This is a genomic window from Stenotrophomonas sp. 80084_Sma (assembly GCF_056481995.1).
This window is the reverse complement of record NZ_CM151177.1, coordinates 3,029,764-3,051,537: the sequence shown is the minus strand read 5'-3', so window position 1 is coordinate 3,051,537 and position 21,774 is coordinate 3,029,764. Positions and strand designations below refer to the sequence as shown.

Genomic DNA, 21,774 nt, shown 5'->3' with positions numbered 1-21,774 from the left:
CCCATGCGATATCCAGTCTTGATCGAGGCAGGCGATGAGCGCACCGCGTGGGGTGTGGTCGTTCCGGATCTGCCGGGGTGCTTCTCGGCGGCCGACACGCTTGATGATGCGCTCACTGCGGCGGAAGAGGCCGCGCTCGCCTGGATTGATGCGGCCCTGGATGAGGGACGCTCGATTCCGACACCTTCGGCACCGCAGAAAATCGCCGCCGAGGCATCCAAGGACATCCGTTGGATTCTTGCGTACATCTGCATTGATCCGGCCCTGCTGGACGACACCATCGAGCGGGTCAATATCAGCCTGCCACGCCGGATCCTGGCGAGGCTGGATGCGCAGGCCAGAGCGGCAGGTGAATCGCGCTCCAGTTACATCGCCCATCTCGCAGCATTGGGCTGAGCAGGCGCCATGTAGAGCCGAGCCCATCTCGGCTGCTTTTTGCGCGATGCGCGATGAGTCGAGCGTGGCTCGACGCCGCAGAGGCATCCACGCATGGCGTGGATCTACCGAGGGTTCGCACGTATCGCGTATTCCCAACCGGGATTCAGTAGATCCACGCCATGCGTGGATGCGGCCTCTTCAATACGTAGCGCACTGCCGCCAGCGCACCGGCTCATCCACGCCGGGGCGGGCGTTGAGCTGGATGCGCACGTTGCGCAGGGCGGGGTAGTGCAGCACTTCCTCGCAGACCTGCGGCCACACCGCGTCCAGCTCGCCGGTGCGGTTGATCGCCAGCGTCTGCCGGGTCAGCCAGACACCGCTGGCGATGCCGGGTTTGCCGGCCAAGGCACGGGACAGATCGGCCTGGAAGCGCTCCAGCGTGGCGGCATCCGGGTTGGGATTGCTGCGCGCATCGGCTGAGGGCGCGGCCGGTGCAGGCGCAGCGGCCGGCGGCGTGGTGGCGGGGGCCGGCGCCGGTTCGGGCGCCGCTTCAACCGCAGGCGCAACCGGCGCGGGGGCGCCCGTCTCCTCGGCAACGGACGGAGCGTCCTGCACATGCAGCCCTTGCAGGCTCAATCCCACCAGCAGGCCCAGCGTCACCGCGGCGAGCGCGGCTATGGCAATGCGGCGCAGGGCTTCATGACGGGCACTGGCACGCACACGGGCTTCGATATCAACCGGCAGGTAGGGCTGCAGCAACGGCCACAGGCGCGGGCCGTCCAGCACCTCAACCGCCTGCTTTTCGGCGGCGCTGCGGCCGTCGCGTTCCATCCGGCCTTCGGTCAGCAGCACGCCGCCCTTGGCGCCGGCCAGGCGCGCGGCCGCGCCCAGTTCGTTCACCGCGGCGGTGCCGATGCGATAGGCCAAGCCGTGCTTGCACGAGACCAGCCAGCTGTTGGGGCCGTCGCTGAGCAGGAAATCGCTGCTGGGCTCACGGGATTCCTCGCCCGGGTCATCCAGTTCGCGCAGGCCGCGCTGCTCGCGCAGCATGCGCTTGACCAGTACCGAGAACTCGCGCCAGTGCATGCCCGCCAGGGCCTGCAGGCCGAGTTGCATCTCCTTTTGCCGCCGCTTGATCCACCACAGATAGACAACAGCCAGGGAACAGGTAAGCAGGGCCGACAGCAGGGCCAGGATCCAAGGGAGCATGCAGGAGGTGCGCGGAAGGGGCGAATGCGAAGGAGACAGTGTAAAGGTCGCGCCGTGCCGCTGAGTCAGGAGGTTCCTGACAGGAAGCGTGATGGAGCACGCAATTCGGAATACCGCGGGCACGAAAAACCCGCCAATCCTGAAGCCGTGAGGGGAGGGAACAAACGGCAGCCGAAGCGATTGGCGGGTTGCTCGCGATTGTCAATCAAAATTTATTGCATTGCAACAATTGCCGGTCAGGGCAGGCTGCCTGGCGACTGATGGCTGCCCGGTGCAGGTGCATCAGTGCCCGAGGCGTCGCGATTCTCCAGCTTGGCCAGGCGTGCCTGCAGTGCGTCGATGCGCGCCTCCAGCGCAGTCACCTCGTCGGCGGTGGGCACGTGCAGGCGCTTGAGTACGCCCTGCACCTGGTCGTCGAAGGCTTTTTCGACCTTGTTCCAGGTACCGGAAGCCTTCTCGCGGGCCTCGTCCAGCGACGTTTCAACGTTGTCGCGCCAGCCCGGGCCCTGTTCGCCGTTGCGTTCACGGCGGCGGGCTTCCCAGGCTTCGCCTTCCTTCACCAGGCCGTCGAAGAAGCGGCTGCCTTCGGCCTGTGCACGGCCAAGAGCGCCCAGGCCGGCCAACCAGACCTGCTGCGCCGAGTCACTCAGCTTGCGCGAGAAGCGCTCGGCCTGGTCACCGAAAGAGGCGTCGTCGTTGCGGCGGTCGTCGTTCTCGTAGTGGTTCATCGCACTTCCCGTGGGAGTTGGGCCTGCCCCGAGAGTAGCGCGCGCTGGCGTTGCACGGCCGTGATGGCCGCCGCCGGGGTTCAGCCCAGCTTTTCCTTCAGCACGCGCTGGATCTCGCCTTCGACCATGCCCTTCATCGCCGACAGCAGGAAGCCCAACTTGGCCGTGACGCGCACGGCGCCCGGCTGCAGTTCGATCGCACCGTCCACGCCGCTGCCGGAGAAATTCAGTACGTCGGCAGTCCAGGACGACTTCAGGCCGAAGCGCTCGGACAGCTTGGCGGCGACCTGTTCGATCGCGGCGCGCGCCTGTGCATCGGGCAGGGCGTGGGCGTGGCGGACATCGATGGTGGACATGCAGGCTCCTGGCGCAAAGCGGGGATGATCAATGAGGGCGAGCATTGTGCGCATCGAGGGCCTTCGCGCCAAGCACTCATCGTGGGTTCTTCTTCGTTGGCGACCAACCTGCTAGGCTGCGCCGCGTGCAGAACCTGCTTGTTCACTTCAGCCAACAACAACAGCCCGACCAGCCGCTGCGGCCCGGGGTGCAACGCATCGTGCGCCAGGCCAATGGCAGTGTGAGGCTCGGCGACGCCGGCCACGGAGCCCTGCTGCTGGCACAGTTCTGCGTGGATGATCGCGGCCTCTGGCTGCAGGTCGGCAACGGTATCTGCGGCATTCATGTGAACGGTCGCCCGGTGCGGCGCATGGCGCTGCTGCGTGCGGGCGATGCGGTGTATGTGGACGGCGTGGAAATGGTCCTGCAGGGCGAGGTGGAGAGCCTGCTGCAGGCCCCCGCACCGAACAGCGGTGACGGCACCAATGAGCAGCAGCGCCTGCTGCGCGGTGTCGGTGGCCTGCACCATGGCCGCAGCTTCACGCTGTCGCGGTCCCGCCTGATCGGCCGCGGTGGCGACGCTGACATCGAGATCAATGAACCAGCCTTCGCCGAACAGCACGCCCGCGTGGAAGTGCATGGCGAACGCGTGCTGCTGCGTGACCTGGGCAATGCCGATGGCACACGGGTCAACGGCGTGGCCGTGCGCCACTGCTGGCTGCAGGCAGGCGACCAGGTGGTGTTCGATGGCCAGCACCGGTTCGTGCTGGAAGTGCCGCATGACCCGCGCCGGCGCCCGCTGCCGGATGAAGACGAGTCCAGCCAGGACGCCGAGCAGGCGCCGGTGATGCCGGCCGCGCCGCGCAAGGTCCGGCGCTGGCCGTGGTTGCTGGTGAGTGCGCTGCTGCTGGCCGCACTGCTCAGTCTGCTGCTCTGGTTCGGCGCGCGCTGATCTGAACCGGCCGTATCCGCTCTGGTAGGTGCCGACCTTGGTCGGCACGCTCCTTCGGCGGGGATGACGCCTGCCGGCGTACGCCGAGCAAGGTCGGCGACTACCGGGGCAATGCTCCTGGTCTGAATTCGCTGGATCCGCTCTGGTAGGTGCCGACCTTGGTCGGCACGCTCCTTCGGCGGGGATGACGCCTGGCGGCGTATGCCGACCAAGGTCGGCGACTACCGGGGCATTGCTCCTGGCCTGAGTCCGCTGGATCCGCTCTGGTAGGTGCCGACCTTGGTCGGCACGCTTCTTCGCCGGGTTTGACGCCTGACGGCGTACGCCGAGCAAGGTCGGCGACTACCGGGGCAGTGCTGCTGGCGAATGGATTCCAATGAAACCAAATTTCCCTTGCCGCACAAGGCCGCAAGGCTGGTGCACTGCGGCATACTAGGGGTCTTGCCCCACAGGTGTGACATGACGCGCGCGTTCAACTTCAGTGCCGGCCCTGCAACCTTGCCGGAATCGGTCCTGCGCCAGGCGCAGGCGGAAATGCTGGACTGGCACGGTACCGGTGCCTCGATCGTGGAAATGAGCCATCGCGGCGCGGAGTTCATGTCCGTGGCCGCCGAGGCCGAGGCCGACCTGCGTCGACTGCTCGATATCCCCGAAGACTATGCGGTGCTGTTCCTGTCCGGTGGTGCCACCACCCAGCAGGCGCTGATCCCGCTCAACTTCGCCACCCCCGGCCAGCGTGCCGATTACGTGGTCAGTGGTCACTGGGGCAAGACGGCGGTCAAGCAGGCCGGTGTCTACGTTGATGTCAACATCGCCGCCAGCAGCGAGGCCGATGGTTACCGCACGCTGCCGCCGCGCGCCGACTGGCAGCTGTCGCCCGATGCCGCCTACGTGCACCTCACCGCCAACGAGACCATCCACGGTGTCGAGTTCCGTGATGTACCCGATACCGGCAACGTCCCGCTGATCGCTGATTTCAGCTCGTCCATCGCCAGTGAGCCGCTGGACGTGCGCCGCTATGGCGTGATCTACGCCGGCGCGCAGAAGAACCTGGGCCCGGTCGGCATCGCGGTGATGATCATCCGCCGCGATCTGCTGGAGCGCAGCGGCCAGCCGCGGGCGGACATCTTCGATTACCGCTCGCACGTCGCTCGCGACTCGATGCTCAACACGCCGCCCACCTGGAACTGGTATCTGGCCGGCCTGGTGTTCAAGTGGATGCTGGCCGAGGGCGGCGTGGCCGAGTTCGCCAAGCGCAATGCCGCCAAGGCAGCGCTGGTGTACGGCGCCATCGACGGCTCCGGCGGCTTCTACCGCAACGAGGTCGCACACGCGGCCCGTTCGCGGATGAACATCCCGTTCTTCCTGCCTGATGCCGAGCTTGATGCCCGCTTCGTCGCCGAAGCCAAGGCCGCTGGCCTGCTGGCGCTGAAGGGCCACAAGGTGGTGGGTGGCATCCGCGCCTCGCTGTACAACGCCATGCCGCTGGCCGGGGCCGAGGCGCTGGTCGCCTTCATGGCCGATTTCCAGCAGCGTCACGGTTGAGCAATGAACGGCGCGCACCGTCGGGTGCGTGCCCCGCAACAAGGAATTCCGATGGCAAGCAGCAAATCCAGCAAGAAGGCGCCGAAGAAGGCCGAACCGGCCAAGGACAGCGCGCCCACCAAGGCGAAGGGCAAGGCCAAGGCCGCGTCGAATCCGGCACCCACCCTGGCGCCGCTGGCGCTGGCCGATGTGCGTTCGAAGATCGACCAGATCGACCGCGACATCCAGAGCCTGATCGCCGAGCGCGCGCGTTTCGCCCACCAGGTCGGCAAGGCCAAGGGCAAGCTCGCCGCGGCCGTCGACTACTACCGCCCCGAGCGCGAAGCGCAGGTGCTGCGCATGGTGGTGGACCGCAACGAAGGCCCGCTCAGCGATGAGCTGCTGGTGCACGTCTACCGCGAGATCATGTCGGCCTGCCTGGCCCAGCAGGAGCCGCTGAAGATCGGCTACCTCGGCCCGGAAGGCACCTTCAGCCAGCAGGCCGTGCTCAAGCACTTCGGCCGCTCGGCGCTGGGCCTGCCGATGGCCAGCATCGAAGAAGTGTTCCAGGAAGTGGAAGCGGGCAACGCCGATTTCGGCGTGGTGCCGGTGGAGAATTCCGGGCAGGGCACCATCCAGATCACCCTGGACATGTTCCTGACCTCCAACCTGAAGATCTGTGGCGAAGTGGAACTGCGCGTGCAGCAGTACCTGATGTCGCGCAGCGGCCGCATCGAGGACATCGAGCGCATCTACGCGCATCCGCAGTCGTTCATGCAGACCTCGGCGTGGCTGCGCGCCAACCTGCCGAAGGCCGAGAAGATTCCGGTGTCGAGCAACGCCGAAGGCGCGCGCCGTGCGCGCAACGCCGACGACGCAGCGGCCATCGGTGGCGAGAGTGCCGGCCATGTGTACGGCCTGAAGAAAGTGGTCACCAAGCCGATCCAGAACGATGCCGACAACACCACGCGATTCCTGGTGGTGGGCCGCAACATCTTCCCGACCTCCGGCCATGACCGCACCTCGGTGCTGGTGTTCATCCATGACAAGCCCGGTGCGCTGTTCGACGTGCTCAGTCCGTTCGCCCGCCACGGCATCAGCATGAACCGCATCGAGTCGCGCCCGTCGCACCACGGCAAGTGGGAATACGGCTTCTTCATCGACCTGGCCGGCCATATCGACGACGCGCCGATGCAGGCCGCGTTGGCCGAACTGGAAGCGCACTCGGCACAGATCAAGGTGCTGGGTTCCTATCCGGTGGCCGTGCCCTGAGTGCTGCTGCGGTGGCTGCGGCTGCCGCCCCCTGATGCATCGCCGGTGCTGCCGGCGTTTACGGAATGATCGAACGATGAGCAACGCGCAACACTGGATTGCCCGCAAGGGCCAGCCGCTGCAGGGCAGCCTGACCATTCCCGGCGACAAGTCGGTCTCGCACCGCTCGGTGATGTTCGCCGCGCTGGCCGATGGCCCCTCGCATATCGAGGGTTTCCTGGAAGGCGAGGACACCCGCGCCACTGCGCGCATCTTCAGCCAGCTGGGCGTGCGCATCGAAACCCCCAGCCCGTCGCAGCGCATCGTGCACGGCGTCGGTATCGACGGCCTGAAGGCGCCGGATGCGCCGCTGGACTGCGGCAACGCGGGCACCGGCATGCGCCTGTTGGCCGGTCTGCTGGCGGGCCAGGCATTCGACTGCACGCTGATCGGCGATGAGTCGCTGTCCGGCCGCCCGATGCGCCGCGTGACCGGCCCGCTGTCACAGATGGGCGCGAAGATCGACACCCAGGAAGACGGGACGCCGCCGCTGCACGTGCATGGCGGGCAATCGCTGCACGGCATCGACTTCGCCTCGCCGGTGGCCAGCGCGCAGATCAAGTCGGCGGTGCTGTTGGCCGGCCTGTACGCGCAGGGCGAAACCCAGGTGACCGAACCGCACCCGACCCGTGACTACACCGAGCGCATGCTGTCCGCGTTCGGCGTGGACATCGAATTCTCGCCCGGCAAGGCACGCCTGCGTGGTGGTCAGCGCCTGCGCGCGACTGACATCGTGGTGCCGGCCGACTTCTCTTCGGCCGCGTTCTATCTGGTTGCGGCCAGTATCATTCCCGGCTCCGAGCTGCGCCTGAAGCAGGTCGGACTGAACCCGCGCCGCACCGGCCTGCTGCACGCGCTGCGCCTGATGGGAGCGGACATCACCGAAGAGAACCCGGCCGAGCAGGGCGGTGAGCCGGTGGCGGATCTGGTGGTGCGCTACGCTCAGTTGAAGGGCGCACGCATTCCGGAAGCACTGGTGCCGGACATGATCGACGAGTTCCCGGCGCTGTTCGTGGCCGCCGCCGCCGCGGAAGGCCAGACCGTGGTGAGCGGTGCCGCCGAACTGCGGGTGAAGGAATCCGACCGCCTTGCGGCGATGGCCACCGGCCTGCGCGCGCTGGGCATGCAGGTGGACGAAACCGAAGACGGCGCCACCCTGCACGGCGGCGTGCGCCTGGGCAGTGGCACCATCGAAAGCCACGGTGACCATCGCATCGCCATGGCCTTCGCCATCGCCGGCCAGATCAGTGACGGCGAAGTGCGCATCAACGACATCGCCAACGTCGCCACCTCCTTCCCGGACTTCGATGGCCTGGCGCGCAGCGCCGGGTTCAACCTGGCCTGAGCGGCCACGCCCGGCAGATGACGTAACCCGGTAGGTGCCAACCTTGGTTGGCACGCTCACATCGCCCGGTAGGTGCCGACCTTGGTCGGCACGCCTTTCCGCATAAAAAGACGGAGGCCGAAGCCTCCGTCGAAACATCACGAACCCCTCGTCCGCGATCAACGCTGCTCGGTGCGGAAATCCACCGGGACCCGCACCACGCTTGCTACTGCGCGGCCGTCATGCACCGCAGGCTGGAACTTCCAGTTCTGCACGGTGTTCAGCACCGCACGGTCCAGGTCGCGGCTGCGCTCGCCGCTGCGCGAAACGATCGCAGCGTTGGCGACATTGCCACGGGTATCGACATTGAGGCTGGCGATCACGCTGCCCTGCACGCCACTGCGCAGTGCAGCAGCGGGGTAGGTGGGCATGCGGTTGCTGGCCAGAGGGCGTGCTTCGCGATTACGCGCGACCGGCGCAGTCTTGTGCTGGCTGGAGGCCGGGGCGGCCTGGCGCGTTGCAGGTGCTGCTGCATCGGTCACCGCAGCCTGCTCAGGGGCGGGCAACATGCGCTCACCGACCGGTGCCGGCGCCACATCCTCCTGGTTGGAATGGCGCAGCCACAGCAGGGCGGCCGCAAACATCGCCACAATCAGCGCGATCCACATCCAGGGCGACGTGGGCTTGTGCTGCACGCTGGAATCCTGCTGCAGCTGCGGCGAATGAAGGTCTTCGTGGGTGGTGGCAGTCATCGCAAACTCCTTCCGTCAACTGACGACGTGGGAAGTGTTGCCCGAGCCATGGACGGGAAGTGTCAGCGCTGCGTCAACGCCACCGGCAGGGTTCAGTTTGCCTGCCGGGAAGCGTTCAGTTACTGCGTCTTGAAGTCGAACGGTACTTCAATGCTGCCGGGCACGGCCTGGCCATTGCTCTGCGCCGGGGTGAATCGCCAGCGTCGCACCGCGTCGGTGGCGGCACGGTCGAGGTCGCGTGAACCACTGCGCTGGATCACCGTGGCGTTGTTGGGATAGCCGGTGGCGTCCACGTCCACGCGTACCACCACGGTGCCGGTTTCACCGGCGCGCAGGGCGGCGGCGGGGTACGACGGCGGCGGCGACTGGCCGGCAATCGGCATCGGCTGGCTGTTGCCGGTCGCGGCCGGCGCTGCGCCCGGGGCGGCCGGGGCCGGCTCGGCGATCGGGGCGGGTGGCGGCGGAGCGGTTTCGACCAGCTTCGGCGCTTCCTCCTCCACCGGTGCCGGCTTGGCGTCAGGCATGTCGCTGGAACCGGCTGCAGCGGCCAAGGGTTCCGGCAGGGGCTCGACCTGGGCGGTTTCCTGCGGGGTCTGTGCGGCCGGGTCGGCGCGGAAGAACTCCTTGTCACGGCCGGTCAGCCAGACCAGCACGAACAGCAGCACGCCCACGCCGAAGGCGATGCCGGCGATCTTCAGGGCGTTGCGCGGGATATGCACAGTGAACGACTTGGCGGACGACGAGCGGGGTGCAGACATGGACCGGACCAGTACGGAATAGCCCGATTCTGCCACGCCGGGAATGAACCGGGCGGCAGAAATCCGTATAACAAGCGATAATCCCATCCCTGATACCCACCACGACACCTGCCATGCTTGATCCAGCCCTGCTCCGCCACCAGCCCGCCGACCTCGCCGAACGCCTGCGCACCAGCCGCGGCTTCGAGCTCGACGTGTCTGCCCTGGAGTCCCTGGAGGCCGATCGCAAGCGCATCCAGGTGCGGACCCAGGAGCTGCAGAGCCTGCGTAACAGCCGTTCCAAGGCCATCGGCCAGGCCAAGGCCAAGGGCGAGGACGTCTCGGCCATCATGGCCGAGGTCGCTGCCTTCGCCGACGAGCTGAAGGCCTCGGAAGTGGCGCTGGACGAGCTGCGCGAGAGGATCGACGCCATCTCGATGGGCATTCCGAACCTGCCGGCCGATGACGTGCCGGCCGGTGCCGACGAGAACGACAACGTCGAACAGGCGCGCTGGGGAACCCCGCGTCAGTTCGACTTCAAGGTGCTCGATCACGTCGAACTGGGCGCCCGCAATGGCTGGCTGGACGGCGAAACCGCCGCCAAGCTGTCCGGTTCGCGCTTCACCGTGCTGCGCGGCCCGATCGCGCGCCTGCACCGTGCGCTGGCCCAGTTCATGGTCGACCTGCACACCGGTGAGCACGGCTACGAGGAAACCAACGTGCCGCTGCTGGTCAACGCCGATTCGCTGCGCGGCACCAGCCAGCTGCCGAAGTTCGAGGACGACCTGTTCAAGACCGCCGTGGGCGATTCCACGCGCTACCTGATCCCGACCTCGGAAGTACCGCTGACCAACATCGTGCGCGATGAGATCGTCGATGCCGAACGCCTGCCGCTGCGCATGACCGCCCACTCGATGTGCTTCCGTGCCGAGGCCGGCAGCGGTGGCCGCGACGTGCGCGGCATGATCCGCCAGCACCAGTTCGAGAAGGTCGAGCTGGTCTCGATCAGCCGCCCGGAAGACAGCGACGCCGAACACCAGCGCATGACCCGTTGCGCCGAAGTGGTGCTGGAAAAGCTGGGCCTGCCGTACCGCAAGGTGCTGCTGTGCACCGGCGACATGGGCTTCTCGGCGGTGAAGACCTACGACCTGGAAGTCTGGCTGCCGTCGCAGGAGACCTACCGCGAGATCTCCTCGTGCTCGAACTGTGGTGACTTCCAGGCCCGCCGCATGCAGGCCCGCTGGCGCAACCCGGCCACCGGCAAGCCGGAGCTGGCGCACACGCTGAACGGCTCGGGCGTGGCGGTGGGCCGCGCAATGATCGCGGTGATGGAGAACTACCAGAACGCCGACGGCAGCATCACCGTGCCGGAGGCGCTGCGCCCGTACATGGGTGGCCTGGAAACCATCGGCTGATAGCCTGATGGGGTGGGTGCCATGCTTGCATGGCACTGCTCTGGCTCTGGTGGGTGCCATGCTTGCATGGCACTGCTGCGGCTCTGGTGGGTGCCATGCTTGCATGGCACCGTATCCACGCATGGCGTGGATCTACGATGCGGGCTACATCCACGCAATGCGTGGATGAACCACCGTGATCACTCCAGAACCCGCAGCTTCTCCAACGGCACCCATCCCGGTTCGCCGGTTTCCGGCACGCACCACGCCCAGCCATTGAGCGTGCGCTCGCCACGCAGCAGCTGCCCGGGATCCACATCCAGTTCCCGCGCGCAGTAGTCTTCCGTGGTAAATGCGCCACCCTGCGCGTCGCGGCCGATCACCGGCGCCGGCACGAATCCCGGCTGCTGGCCCTCTGCCTCGCACAGGAACCAGTCTTCCCAGCCTTCGGGCCCTTCATAACGTTCGCCCACCACCAGCGCCTGGCCACGGCGCAGGGTGATCGGGTGCGGAAATTCGCTGCGGTGTGCAGTGGTCACGATGTAATTCATGGCCCCAGCCTAACGTTCTGGTGAGCGTCGCGCATGGCAGCGTATCCACGCGCACGCGCGGTGGATCCACGTCATGCGTGGATGACGTAGCGCTCAGTCCGTACGCCACAAAAAAACGGCCCCGCAAAGCGGGGCCGCCAGGGTGGGCCGGGATGGGGGAGGGGATCCCGGCCCGCGTTCAGCGCCCAGACGAGGAGAGAGCGGCGCCGAACGCTGGAACGCTTATGCAGCAGCGGCCTCGGCCGCTTCGTGCGACGGCAGCGCAGCCAGTGCGCCGGCAATGGCGTCTTCGCGGTGCTGCGGCGAGTAGGCGATGCCTTCGGCGCGTACGAACTCGACATCGTTGATGCCCCAGAAGGCAAACGTCTGGCGCAGGAACGGCTCCTGGAAGTCCGCGGGCGAATCGGTGTAGATGCCGCCACGGCTGCTGGCGATGATCACCCGCTTGCCACCAGCCAAGCCGACCGGGCCGTTCTCGGTGTACTTGAAGGTGCGCCCGGCCACGGCCACGCGGTCGATCCAGGCCTTCAGGGTGGACGGAATGCTGAAGTTGTACATCGGCGCGCCGATCACCACGATATCGGCCGCCAGGAACTGCTCGAGTACCTGTTCAGCATCGGCGGCTTCGGCAGCGTCGGCCTTGGCAAGCGATCCGCTGCGCAGGTGCGGTACCGGATTGGCGTCAAGATCGCGATAATCAACCTGCAGGCTGTCGATCTGCTGCGTGAACTGGGCCACCACGGCGGCGGTCAGGTGGCGGGAGACGGAGTTGTCGCCAAGCACGCTGGCGTCGATGTGCAGAAGCTTCATGGCAGTACCTATGTTCGGGAGAGGTGGCGGACTTGCCGCCGACGGAGAGAACGATAGGTTGTTGCAAAGGCGGGATAAAGGTGGTTGAATGCCACGTATTGTTCTAGATATGGAACTCGGGCATGCATGACCTGAATGATCTGTACTACTTCGCGATGGTGGTCGACCATGGCGGATTCGCCGCCGCCGAGCGTGCACTGGGTATCCCCAAGTCGCGCCTGAGCCGCCGCATCAGCCAGCTGGAAACCGACCTGGGCGTTCGCCTGCTGCAGCGCTCCACGCGTCGTTTCGCCGTCACCGATGTCGGCACCAGCGTGCACCGCCACGCGCAGACGATGCTGGCCGAGGCACAGGCCGCACGCGAAGTGGTGGACCGCCTCAGCGCGGAACCGCGCGGCGTGGTGCGCGCCAGCGTGCCGGTATCGCTGGCGCAGATGCAGCTGCCCAAGCTGCTGCCCAAGTTCCTTGAGCAGTACCCGAAGGTGCGCCTGCAGTTGAACATCAGCAACCGCCGCGTGGACATCATCAACGAAGGCTACGACGTGGCCCTGCGCGTGCGCTCGCGCCTGGACGACGATGGCAGCCTGGTGATGCGCAGCTTCGGACAGGTGCAGGAACTGCTGGTGGCCAGCCCGAAGTACCTGGATCGCGCCGGCCGGCCGAAGGATCCTGAAGAGCTGACCCAGCACGTCACCCTCAGCATCAGCGAAGACGAAGCCCGCCAGCGCTGGGAGCTGCACGGCCCGGAAGGCGAAGTGCGCCGGGTCGACCTGCAGCCGCGCGTGGCCGGTTTCGACTTCCCGCTGCTGCAGAGCATGGTGAAGGACGGTTTCGGCATCACCATGCTGCCGGAAACCGTGTGCGCCGATGCGGTGCGCAACGGCGAACTGGAAGTGGTGCTGCCGGACTGGTCGCTGCCGCAGGGTGTGTGCCATGCCGTGTTCGCCTCGCGCCGTGGCCTGCTGCCGGCGGTGCGCGTGTTCATCGACTTCCTGGCCGAGCACCTGCCGCCGCAGCTGGAGGCCTCTCGCCTGGATTGCGGTGGCGCCTGTGAAAAGGCCAAGGAGCGGATCAAGGCCAGTGCGCTGGGCGCGTTGGCAGTGGATGCGGGCTGAGGCACCTGGCCGCAACTGCACCGCCGATCTGTGAAACGGTAGCGCCGGGCCATGCCCGGCGTTGCTGCTTTCCGGCCCAGGTCAGTTCCGGCCGAACAGTCGGTCCCAGAAGCTGCGCCGCGGCGGTGCGGCTGGCTTGGGCTCGGCAATGACCGGCGCTTCCAGGACCGCCATCAGCTCCGCGCTGCGCGGCTTCTTCAGGAAGCGCGCGTAATCCAAGTAGCTGGTCACCTTGCTCATGTGCAGGCGCTCGGGCATTGCGGGCAACGCGCCGCCCTGCAGCAGCACCCGCAGTGCCTGTGGGTGGTCCAGGCGGATCGCCTCGAACAGCGCGGTGCCGCCACAGCCCGGCTCGATCTGGTTGGCGCGCTGTGGCGCATCCTTCAACAGCTCTCGCAGCGCATCCGGGTCGTCGCGGTCCACGGCGGCAACCAGTCGTGCCAGCGCTTCAGCTTCTTCGGGTGGGAGGCTATCGCGATAGGCCTGGTCGGCGATCTCGCGCTCGTCGCGCCCATCACCGCCCTGGATGCACAGGAAGTCGGTGACCAGGGCGACCGGAATGCCGGAGGTATCCAGCGCCCAGTAGCTGGGATAGACGCCGTCGCCCCAGCCGCTGGTGAATACGACCAGGCCGTGTGGAGAGTCCTCGCCCCACGGGCGGTACTCGGCGCCTTCATCCAGGCCGTCATGGTCGATCAGCGCATCCGACCATTCGCTGTCTTCGTCGCCATCGGTCTGTTCGATCATGGCCAGCAGTGCCTGCTGAGTGTTGGTATCCATGAAGCAGCCGATGCCGGCGTCGACCGGATAGCCAATGAAACTGTCCTCATCCAGGCCGGTCAGGTCCTGCGTGGTCCAGCGTGCCATCTGCCAGTGCAGGGCAGACGCAGTGAGGGCTTCGCGGGGCTTGAACCAGACCACGGCCAGCGCCGGGCGGCCGCTGTGCACGATGATTTCGACCGGATGCCGGCCTAGGGGGGCGGTGTAGTCGGCCAGCGCCGGCGCCTCGGCCTGGACCAGCGGATCGCAGACCACCACATGCCCACTGCTGACCGGCAGGTGCCCGGCGAACGTGCGGTGCAGGGCCACTGCGGCCAGCTGGGTGTCGTCCAGCAGGGTGGTGCGCAGGTTGGCCAGATCGAGGTGGGCCATGGGGGCTCCGATTGCAGTGAAGGCCCCACCGTGCCGGATGCGAAGGGCGGGGGCAAGGGTGGTCTTGGGCAAATGCTCTTCACGTGCGAGAATACGCCGCTGCCCGGGCGACCGGGACCCGATTGGAGAGATGGCCGAGCGGTTTAAGGCACCGGTCTTGAAAACCGGCGAAGGGTTAAACCTTCCGTGGGTTCGAATCCCACTCTCTCCGCCAATCGAGCTTAACTCATTGATTTTGGATTGAAATCAATGGTTTTGCGGATGGGAGGGCAGGAAGCATGCAGAGGAAACACTCGCATGCGCATTCCCATCATTTCAGCCTGTCGTCCACTGGCCGCTGGTTGTTCGTCCAGCGTGTCCCTGTCGATCTCCAAGCCGTGCCCGATTGCCGGCTTATCAAGCGCACCCTTCGAACAAGATATCTAGCCCAGGCACAGGCCGCAGCGGGAGCTGTATTGGGCCTTGTGAAGGAGAGCACTGCCGCTCCAGGGATTTCCCGATACGAGCGAGGCGATCGAATGCCGGACAACGAGAGCCTGGCAAAGCTGGCAGAGACGTTGGAGCTTCCGGTTGCTTACTTTCATGCCGTCAGCGAGCCGATGGTAGAGACCATTCTGGTGATGGCACAACTGCCCGAGGAAGCACAGGAGGAGCAGGTGCACCGAATGCGTGAGTTCGCTAAGGGCGAGTGTGCCAATCGGGGGGGGGGGGGCAACTGGCGTAGATCTAGCGATCTGTCGTCCCGGTTTCTCAAAATCAGACCACTGGCCATGGGCTACTCGGCTACAGTTCTACGCATTGCGATCTGCCCCGCTTTTACTATCTAGGTATTGAATAATGCTGCGGGTTAGATTGATGGCGAGCAGCGCCTCATCGCGTTCGACAAGGTGATCGTTGGCGTGAGCCAGGCTCCCTCTGTTACGCAGCGGGTTAAGCGAATCTAGGATGTTCCCAATGGAAAAGACGATCTTGCGCATTGCGTCGTCTTGGACGCCCATATCGCGCAGCGCGGGATGGTTCTCACGCATCAGCTTAAAAATCTGAGTGACTCCAGGATCTGCTGGCAGCGCAGCCATGTCCAGTCCTGCCGATCGACATACTGTTTTCAAATAGCCATGGAGGGCCGTGTGAACGCGATCCAAGGCACTCACTGGACCCTGCATCTCCAGCAGCGATGCAGCATCGGCCAAGGCTTGGCGCACTAGCTCGCTGGCCAACCTGGGCGACGTCGGCTCCACAGAGGCTACTTGGCTGCACCGCTTTGCCATGGCAAGCAGCTTCGAGCGTGCATCTTGGGTCCGCTGGACCTCTGACCCCACCGGGAACCGGCGGGCAACGCCTCGCACTATCGCCGCCTGAGTCTGCGGATCGGCGGAGGAGAGCACTGCCAAGAAGCGCTGCCGCGTGGTGCCCGGGTAGTCTTCGGGGTCGACCGTTAAGTCGCAGTAGGCGGCGTAGAACTCACGGTGGGACGGATAGGTGAAATCGCCCAGATAACCACCCGACACGCCAATATAGTGGCTGATTATCCAGTGTATTTCAGTCGGGCGTAGGCCTTCCATGGATACCTTTGCGCGCCGGCTGGAAGGCCGGCCCAGATGGAGGCACTATAGCTCTGGCGCCCAGTTCCGGGCCATAGGGGGAGACATGGATAAGTCGTTTGAGGTAGGGACGGTCGACGCCCCGGAGAGCGGATCTGTGCTCCGGGAGCGCGGCTCTCTGATTGACAAGGTCAATCGGGCTCGCCTTGAGCTGCTGGACCTATCGACCCGCAACCGGCTGCTTAGCGTTCCCAGGTCCGGCCATGCCAAGACGGTTGAAGTGGTCAATGAGCTCGCGCAAGCGATGTATCAGACACTTGTCATCGACGGAAAGCGCTTCACTTTCGTTGCTGGTAGAGCTGACCCAAAGACAGCCGTAGACGATACCGTAGGAGAGGGAGACGATCAGTCCGACTTAGCCAGCGCCGTCCAGGTCAAGGGGTTTGATGCGGAATCCGACCTCGCGACTATCCAGGATGAGCCGGATGACCTCGAACTTCTGGCGCAGCCCAGCCTAGAGCTGGACGAACAGGGGCGCCGTGTTAGCCACTGGGACGCCCAGTTGATGACGCGATTGACACCGACCGGCTTGCAGAAGCGACTCTTGGACCTCTACGTTGATGCCCGTACGCTTCAAGAAGAGCAGGGCATTAACGTGCTCTACCTCGGTATTGGCTATCTGAAATGGCGTGCGCCGACCACCCCTAAGATCGACCGATATGCTCCGCTGGTGCTTGTGCCCGTCGCCTTGGAGCGCAGCAACGCAGGCGAGAAATTCCACCTCAGATGGCAGGGTGATGAGATCGTCGCCAATTTGTCGCTCCAGCTCTTCCTGCAACGTCAGTTTGAGATGAAGCTGCCCGAGATCGATGAGTTCGAAAGCCTCGAGATCGATGACTACCTGTCCAAGGTTGCGTCCCTGATAGAGGGCAAGCCTGACTGGGCAGTAGTGCCGGACGATGCGGTATTGGGGCTGTTCTCGTTTGCGAAGTTCATGATGTATCGAGATCTGGACCCTGTGAGCTGGGAGCAGTCTGGCGGTTTAGAAGCGCTCCCCGCACTTCGGGGCGTAGTCTCGGATGGGTTCCCCGGCGCAGTTGTTTCGACGAACGAAGAGGACATTGACGCCACTGTAAGCCCGGAACTCATGCGCCATGTCGTCGACAGCGACAGCTCCCAATCGCTAGTTGTCCATGACGTGCTCAAGGGGCGGAGCATTGTGGTCCAGGGACCGCCGGGAACCGGCAAGTCCCAGACCATCGCGAATATTATCGCGGGGGCAATTGCCGATAAGAAGCGCGTGTTGTTCGTGGCGGAGAAATTGGCGGCCCTGGAAGTTGTGAAGAGGCGCTTGGACCAAGTTCGCCTCGGCGTCGCCTGTCTTGAGCTTCACAGCAACAAGGCAAACAAGCGAGCCCTGCTCGAAGAACTTCGGCTCACATGGAACTTGAGCCCGCTGGCCGATGAGGACAGCGGCCCGATCGTCCGTCAGCTCACTGAGCGGCGCGATTTGCTTAACGCCCATGCGTCACGCCTGCACCAGGAAATGCTGCCGTCCAGACTGACGCCCTACGAAGTGTTCGGCAACCTTGTTCGGCTGCGTCGGGAAGGGCACGTCACGGCCCGCATCCGGCTCGATTCGCCGCTCGAGTGGGCGTGGGACAGAGTAGAGGAAAACCAGAAGCTACTTCAGGATCTGTGCGACCGTGTCCTCACAATGGGCATCCCCGACCAGCACGCCTGGGCCGGCGTCGGGAATGATGCGCTTCTGCCGAACGATCGGGACCGGTTGATTCGGGACATCGCTGAACTCGCCAATACTCTGGAGGACTGGAAGCAACGCACCGTCGAACTGACCAGCGTTCTCGACCTTACATTCTCGGACAGCCTTGACGCACCACAAGCCGCAATTTATCGAACAAAGATTCTGCTGACGGCACCGCCTCTCGGAGCCGATGCACTCGCCGACGCGTCTTGGGAGACTCCTGCGGACCCCGAGAGCCTGATCGAAGACGTTCGGCGTGCGCAGGAGCTGCGCCGAACTTGTAACGAGTTCGCGGCCGATTCGGCAATTGAACATGTCTGGGAGCAAACGAGACAAGAGTTGTCGAGGGTTCCTAGTGACTTCGTCCTCGGCAGGGAACTGTCTGTGATGCGCGATGCGCACCAGAAGCTGTCAGGCATGGGGTCTGACCTAGCCCGTCTAGCCCAGTTAGTAGGGGAGCAGCGGCCGCTAACATTCGAGGTAATGGCTCATGTCTGCGCGCTTGCTGAGCGCGCCAGCTCAGCGCCGCAGATTGATCGCGATGCTTTAGTTGCTCGTATTTGGGAGCGAGGCGTTGATTCGGTCCAGAATTTGGTCGATTGGGTACAGCAGGTCCAGGCGGCCCGCCGTGAACTAAGTGAGGTGTTCCGTGAGTCTGCGTGGTCTGCCAACCTTGAGGGCGCTCGGCTGCAAATCGCCAGCCGCGCGGGGAGCTTCTTCCGATTTTTAAGCGGCGAGTGGCGTGCCGCGAATCGGTTGGTCCGCGCGCAGCTTCGAAATCCCAAGCTCCCCGCTGATCAGTTGCTGCCAGCATTGGACAAACTTCTTGACGCACAGGCAGCGCTCCGCCGGGTCGATGAGGGCAATGCTCAGGGTGAGGAAGCATTCGGCGCTAACTGGGAGCGTGATCGCTCTGATACCGCCTTCTTAAGGAGCGTTGTAGCTTGGATGCGTGGCATGCGCCCGCTTGGGCTGGGCGCCAGGGAGCAAGTCGCTGCTATTGGTGACAAAGGCTTAGCGGCAGAGTTGGCGGCTCGTCTGGGTCCGGGACTTGCCGAACTCCAGGCCCTTCTGTCTCCCATACATGAATCTCTGCTCACTAGCGGGCAGATGCTGTGGAGCGCGGCAGAGTCCTCTCTTCCAAGGGTTCCATTGCTTCGATTGTTCGACGACACGGCCTCGTTCGGGCAGGCCATTTCAGTGTGCGATTCGCTGAATGACTCTAGGTCGATGACCGTGTCACTGGCCCTCGAACGCATCGACGCTCTGACCACCGCTCAGGCTGCAATTGCCCAACTTGCTCAAAGCGACCGGCAAGGCAAAGTCGCGTTCGGTGATCTGTGGCGAGGCCTCGCTTCGGATGCTGCTGCGCTCCAGGATGCCTGTCTCTGGATGACTACAAATGCTGGCTTGAGGATGCTGGCCTCGCGCACTGCCGATCCCCAGCAGAAGCTCGAGCGGGCGACAAATCAGCTTGAGGAAGCTGAAAGGCTGGGCATCGAGCTTTCTGAGCTATTCACTGCTCTACGATTTGCGGGCAACGACGAGGTCGCATCGAATACTGCTGACGTCTCCGTGAATGCCACGATAGGCCAGCTCAAAGCGTGGGAAGCAGATCCAGAAGGGCTCCCGCAATGGGTCGCTTACATAGCTCAAGCAAATGCGGCCAAACGACGTGGACTGAAGAACTTCGCCGATGCGCTGGCGACCGGTGTCTTAGCTCCTGATGAGGCTCGGGGCACGTTCGATCTAGCCTATTATGAGGCGGTTCTGTCAGCAATGGTGGCGCGGGCCCCGGAACTGGCGACGTTCGACGGCAAAAGGCAGACCGAGCTTGTCGAGTCGTTTTGCGAGCTGGACCGAAGCCGCATTGACCTGGCTCGGCGGCAGGTTTCGCGCTCGCATCGTGAGCGAATCCCATCGAAGAACGGGGCCGCAGGACCAGTGGCGGTGATTCTCGGTGAGATGGCCAAGAAGAGAAGCCATCTGCCTATTCGCCAACTGATGGTATCGGCAGCGCCTGCCATCCAGGCGCTGAAGCCAGTGTTCATGATGAGTCCGCTGTCGGTGGCTCAGTTTCTACCGCCAGGTGCGGTGGAGTTCGATATTTTGGTCATCGACGAGGCAAGTCAGGTCCAGCCAATCGACGCCTTGGGTGCCATTGCTCGTGCCAAGCAACTGGTCATCGTGGGCGACGAGCGTCAATTGCCCCCCACACGGTTTTTCTCAAGAGCCTTGGGTGATTCGACCACGCCGTCGGATGACTCTGCCGCGCCGGCAGATGTGGAGAGTATCTTGGGTCTGTGTCTGGCGCGGGGGCTGCCGGACAGAATGCTCCAGTGGCATTACCGAAGCCGCCACCAGTCTCTAATCGCAGTGTCCAATAGTCAGTTCTACGAGAACAAGCTACTAATCGTGCCAAGCCCCTACACGAGTGAGGCGGGCGTAGGTCTGCGGTTCCACCACCTGCCAGACGCCGTCTATGATCGTGGTGGCACTAGCACCAACGCGCGTGAGGCGAAAGCAGTTGCCATGGCGGTCATTGCTCACGCACAAACGACACCGCACCTTACCTTGGGGGCTGCCGCTTTCTCGACTCAGCAACGGCGGGCAATCTTTGACGAAGTGGAACTGCTGCGTCGCCAGCACCCTGAGACAGAAGGTTTCTTCACGGCACACGCCCACGAGCCGTTCTTCGTCAAAAGCTTGGAGAACATCCAGGGCGACGAACGCGATGTCATCTTCATCTCTATCGGCTATGGCCGAGATTCGCGCGGCGGCGTGAGCATGAACTTCGGTCCGGTCAGTAGCGAAGGCGGCGAACGACGTCTCAACGTGCTCATCAGTCGGGCCAAACAACGATGTGAGGTCTTTTCGTCCATCACTGACGATGACATCGATCTCAGTCGAGGCAAAGGTAAGGGCACTGCTGCACTCAAACTGTTCTTGCACTATGCCCGAACGGGGCGCCTCCAGATCGCCGGCGAAGCTGTCGAGGAGCGCAAGAAAACGTTTGAGCAGGAGGTTGCCAAAGCGCTCATCGCTCGTGGCTACGACCTTCACATGCATGTGGGGGTGGCCGGCTTCTTCGTCGACATTGCCATCGCCGATCCGGACAGGCCAGGGCGCTACATTATTGGTATTGAATGTGACGGAGACTCCTACCGAAGGTCCAACGGTGCGCGTGATAGAGACCGTCTACGTGACCAGGCGCTCCGCGATAAGGGCTGGCAAGTCCACAGGGTATGGAGTGCGGAATGGTTCCTCAGGCCTGTCGCGGAACTTGATGCCTTGGTGCGCGTCATTGAGCGTTCAAAACTGGAGCCAGATCCCTTTGAGGCAGAGGCGGTCTCTCGATCACGCGCCGTTCCAGTCAACTTCGAGAGTGTTGACCACGATGACTTCGTCGAGGTGGGTCTGGTCAGCTCTGACGAGTTACCCAACACCGATCCCTATGTGGAAGCCAACTTCTCGGTGCCCAGCCAGCAACAGGAGCTGCATGCAGTTCCTGCAATGCGGATGGCAGGTTTTGTGCGCGACGTGGTTCACGTCGAAGGCCCAATCCATCGGTCAGAGGTCGTTGTGCGCATTCGTTCTCTATGGGGCTTGCAGCGGGCCGGAGGGCGCATCCAGAGTGCGGTGGATGAGGGCATCCGGCGGGCAGTTGAAGACGGTCTTGTTCTGCAGGATGGGGAGTTCCTCCTGTGGCCCGGACGCGCTATTCGAGTGCGGGACAGAAGCAGCGTTCATTCCCTGAGCCTGCGTCGACCTGAGTTGCTTCCATCCATGGAGATGGATGCCGCAATTTTGGAGCTGGTGCGCGAGAACCTGGGGGCATCATTGGACGAAGTAGCGCTCCACGTGTCGCGCCGGCTGGGCTTCCGAACGACGAGCGCGCAGCTGCGAGCTGCTCTAGTGGGTAGGGCCGAAATACTTCTGGCGCGTGGTGTCTTGGATCTGCGGAATGGATTGCTGGTAGAGCGACCTGTTCAACAGTGATCGTGCTCGAGTTGCTATGAAGAGGGAGAAAAAGTAGGCACTGCTAGTCTTAGCCACCCACCACTGATGGCGGGGCCCTGTGGTGGGAAACGGGGCAAGCGGGTCAAGGATAGGAGCTGCTGGAATCGGCCAGCCATTTGGCGAACTGCTCCCGCTGGTAGCGCCGCATCTCCACTTTGGGCTGATGCAACGGCCT

General features: G+C 64.3%; 18 protein-coding genes and 1 tRNA gene. 10 read left to right on the top strand and 9 right to left on the bottom strand.

Annotated elements, in window-relative coordinates; all coding sequences use genetic code 11:
• The first annotated feature begins 3 nt into the window (after positions 1-3).
• Entirely contained in the window at positions 4-396 is a 393-nt protein-coding gene (locus tag ACZK3W_RS14195; RefSeq protein ID WP_134951390.1) for a type II toxin-antitoxin system HicB family antitoxin, read from the top strand.
• A gap of 180 nt (positions 397-576) precedes the next feature.
• Here ACZK3W_RS14195 and ACZK3W_RS14190 read toward each other — a convergent pair whose 3' ends face one another.
• The 3 genes from ACZK3W_RS14190 to ACZK3W_RS14180 form a co-directional block, all read right to left on the bottom strand.
• On the bottom strand, positions 577-1,587 hold the full coding sequence (locus ACZK3W_RS14190) for a restriction endonuclease (protein ID WP_197615099.1): 1,011 nt from the start codon (positions 1,585-1,587) through the stop codon (positions 577-579).
• A 236-nt stretch (positions 1,588-1,823) separates the two neighbouring features.
• The gene (locus tag ACZK3W_RS14185) at positions 1,824-2,315 is read right to left on the bottom strand and encodes a phasin family protein (RefSeq protein WP_164080436.1); all 492 of its coding nucleotides are present in this window, start codon (positions 2,313-2,315) and stop codon (positions 1,824-1,826) included.
• A gap of 80 nt (positions 2,316-2,395) precedes the next feature.
• A complete protein-coding gene (locus ACZK3W_RS14180; protein WP_005417302.1) occupies positions 2,396-2,671 on the bottom strand; it encodes a polyhydroxyalkanoic acid system family protein in 276 nt (91 codons plus the stop codon).
• A 125-nt stretch (positions 2,672-2,796) separates the two neighbouring features.
• Between ACZK3W_RS14180 and ACZK3W_RS14175 the strand changes: the two genes are divergently transcribed.
• The 4 genes from ACZK3W_RS14175 (at position 2,797) to aroA (ending at position 7,783) form a co-directional block, all read left to right on the top strand.
• On the top strand, positions 2,797-3,603 hold the full coding sequence (locus tag ACZK3W_RS14175; protein WP_197615100.1) for an FHA domain-containing protein: 807 nt from the start codon (positions 2,797-2,799) through the stop codon (positions 3,601-3,603).
• A 459-nt stretch (positions 3,604-4,062) separates the two neighbouring features.
• The gene (serC, locus tag ACZK3W_RS14170; protein ID WP_197615101.1) at positions 4,063-5,148 is read left to right on the top strand and encodes a 3-phosphoserine/phosphohydroxythreonine transaminase; all 1,086 of its coding nucleotides are present in this window, start codon (positions 4,063-4,065) and stop codon (positions 5,146-5,148) included.
• 51 nt (positions 5,149-5,199) lie between these two features.
• Complete coding sequence (gene pheA / locus ACZK3W_RS14165) at positions 5,200-6,399, top strand: prephenate dehydratase (RefSeq protein ID WP_014037689.1); 1,200 nt, start codon at positions 5,200-5,202, stop codon at positions 6,397-6,399.
• A gap of 76 nt (positions 6,400-6,475) precedes the next feature.
• Entirely contained in the window at positions 6,476-7,783 is a 1,308-nt protein-coding gene (gene aroA / locus ACZK3W_RS14160; protein WP_197615102.1) for a 3-phosphoshikimate 1-carboxyvinyltransferase, read from the top strand.
• Positions 7,784-7,941: 158 nt separating this feature from the next.
• On the opposite strand, the gene ACZK3W_RS14155 is transcribed toward aroA, so the two are convergent.
• Both ACZK3W_RS14155 and ACZK3W_RS14150 read right to left on the bottom strand, forming a co-directional pair.
• Complete coding sequence (locus ACZK3W_RS14155) at positions 7,942-8,514, bottom strand: energy transducer TonB (RefSeq protein WP_032127721.1); 573 nt, start codon at positions 8,512-8,514, stop codon at positions 7,942-7,944.
• A gap of 119 nt (positions 8,515-8,633) precedes the next feature.
• A complete protein-coding gene (locus ACZK3W_RS14150; RefSeq protein ID WP_121503608.1) occupies positions 8,634-9,272 on the bottom strand; it encodes an energy transducer TonB in 639 nt (212 codons plus the stop codon).
• A gap of 113 nt (positions 9,273-9,385) precedes the next feature.
• Here ACZK3W_RS14150 and serS point away from each other — a divergent pair, with 113 nt between their 5' ends.
• A complete protein-coding gene (gene serS / locus ACZK3W_RS14145) occupies positions 9,386-10,666 on the top strand; it encodes a serine--tRNA ligase (protein WP_049422117.1) in 1,281 nt (426 codons plus the stop codon).
• Positions 10,667-10,845: 179 nt separating this feature from the next.
• On the opposite strand, the gene ACZK3W_RS14140 is transcribed toward serS, so the two are convergent.
• Together ACZK3W_RS14140 and ACZK3W_RS14135 are read right to left on the bottom strand one after the other, a co-directional pair.
• Complete coding sequence (locus tag ACZK3W_RS14140; RefSeq protein WP_197615103.1) at positions 10,846-11,196, bottom strand: SH3 domain-containing protein; 351 nt, start codon at positions 11,194-11,196, stop codon at positions 10,846-10,848.
• Between the two features lie 222 nt (positions 11,197-11,418).
• Positions 11,419-12,006 (bottom strand): FMN-dependent NADH-azoreductase, encoded by a 588-nt coding sequence (locus ACZK3W_RS14135; RefSeq protein ID WP_478450058.1) that lies wholly within the window; start codon positions 12,004-12,006, stop codon positions 11,419-11,421.
• A 122-nt stretch (positions 12,007-12,128) separates the two neighbouring features.
• Here ACZK3W_RS14135 and ACZK3W_RS14130 point away from each other — a divergent pair, with 122 nt between their 5' ends.
• A complete protein-coding gene (locus ACZK3W_RS14130) occupies positions 12,129-13,121 on the top strand; it encodes a LysR family transcriptional regulator (RefSeq protein WP_005410175.1) in 993 nt (330 codons plus the stop codon).
• Positions 13,122-13,202: 81 nt separating this feature from the next.
• Here ACZK3W_RS14130 and ACZK3W_RS14125 read toward each other — a convergent pair whose 3' ends face one another.
• Positions 13,203-14,273 carry a DUF4241 domain-containing protein gene (locus ACZK3W_RS14125; RefSeq protein WP_197615106.1) on the bottom strand — a complete coding sequence of 357 codons (1,071 nt, stop codon included), beginning with the start codon at positions 14,271-14,273 and terminating at the stop codon, positions 13,203-13,205.
• Between the two features lie 124 nt (positions 14,274-14,397).
• Here ACZK3W_RS14125 and ACZK3W_RS14120 point away from each other — a divergent pair.
• Together ACZK3W_RS14120 and ACZK3W_RS14115 are read left to right on the top strand one after the other, a co-directional pair.
• Positions 14,398-14,487 (top strand) — tRNA-Ser (locus ACZK3W_RS14120).
• Positions 14,488-14,551: 64 nt separating this feature from the next.
• Positions 14,552-15,100, top strand: a complete 549-nt coding sequence (locus ACZK3W_RS14115) for a DUF6538 domain-containing protein (RefSeq protein ID WP_478450056.1) — start codon at positions 14,552-14,554, stop codon at positions 15,098-15,100.
• Here the strand turns inward: ACZK3W_RS14115 and ACZK3W_RS14110 are convergent.
• The gene (locus ACZK3W_RS14110) at positions 15,065-15,835 is read right to left on the bottom strand and encodes an abortive infection family protein (protein ID WP_153675899.1); all 771 of its coding nucleotides are present in this window, start codon (positions 15,833-15,835) and stop codon (positions 15,065-15,067) included. The genes ACZK3W_RS14115 and ACZK3W_RS14110 overlap by 36 nt on opposite strands.
• A gap of 85 nt (positions 15,836-15,920) precedes the next feature.
• Here ACZK3W_RS14110 and ACZK3W_RS14105 point away from each other — a divergent pair, with 85 nt between their 5' ends.
• The gene (locus ACZK3W_RS14105) at positions 15,921-21,578 is read left to right on the top strand and encodes a DUF3320 domain-containing protein (RefSeq protein ID WP_478450055.1); all 5,658 of its coding nucleotides are present in this window, start codon (positions 15,921-15,923) and stop codon (positions 21,576-21,578) included.
• The last annotated feature ends 196 nt before the right edge of the window (positions 21,579-21,774 follow it).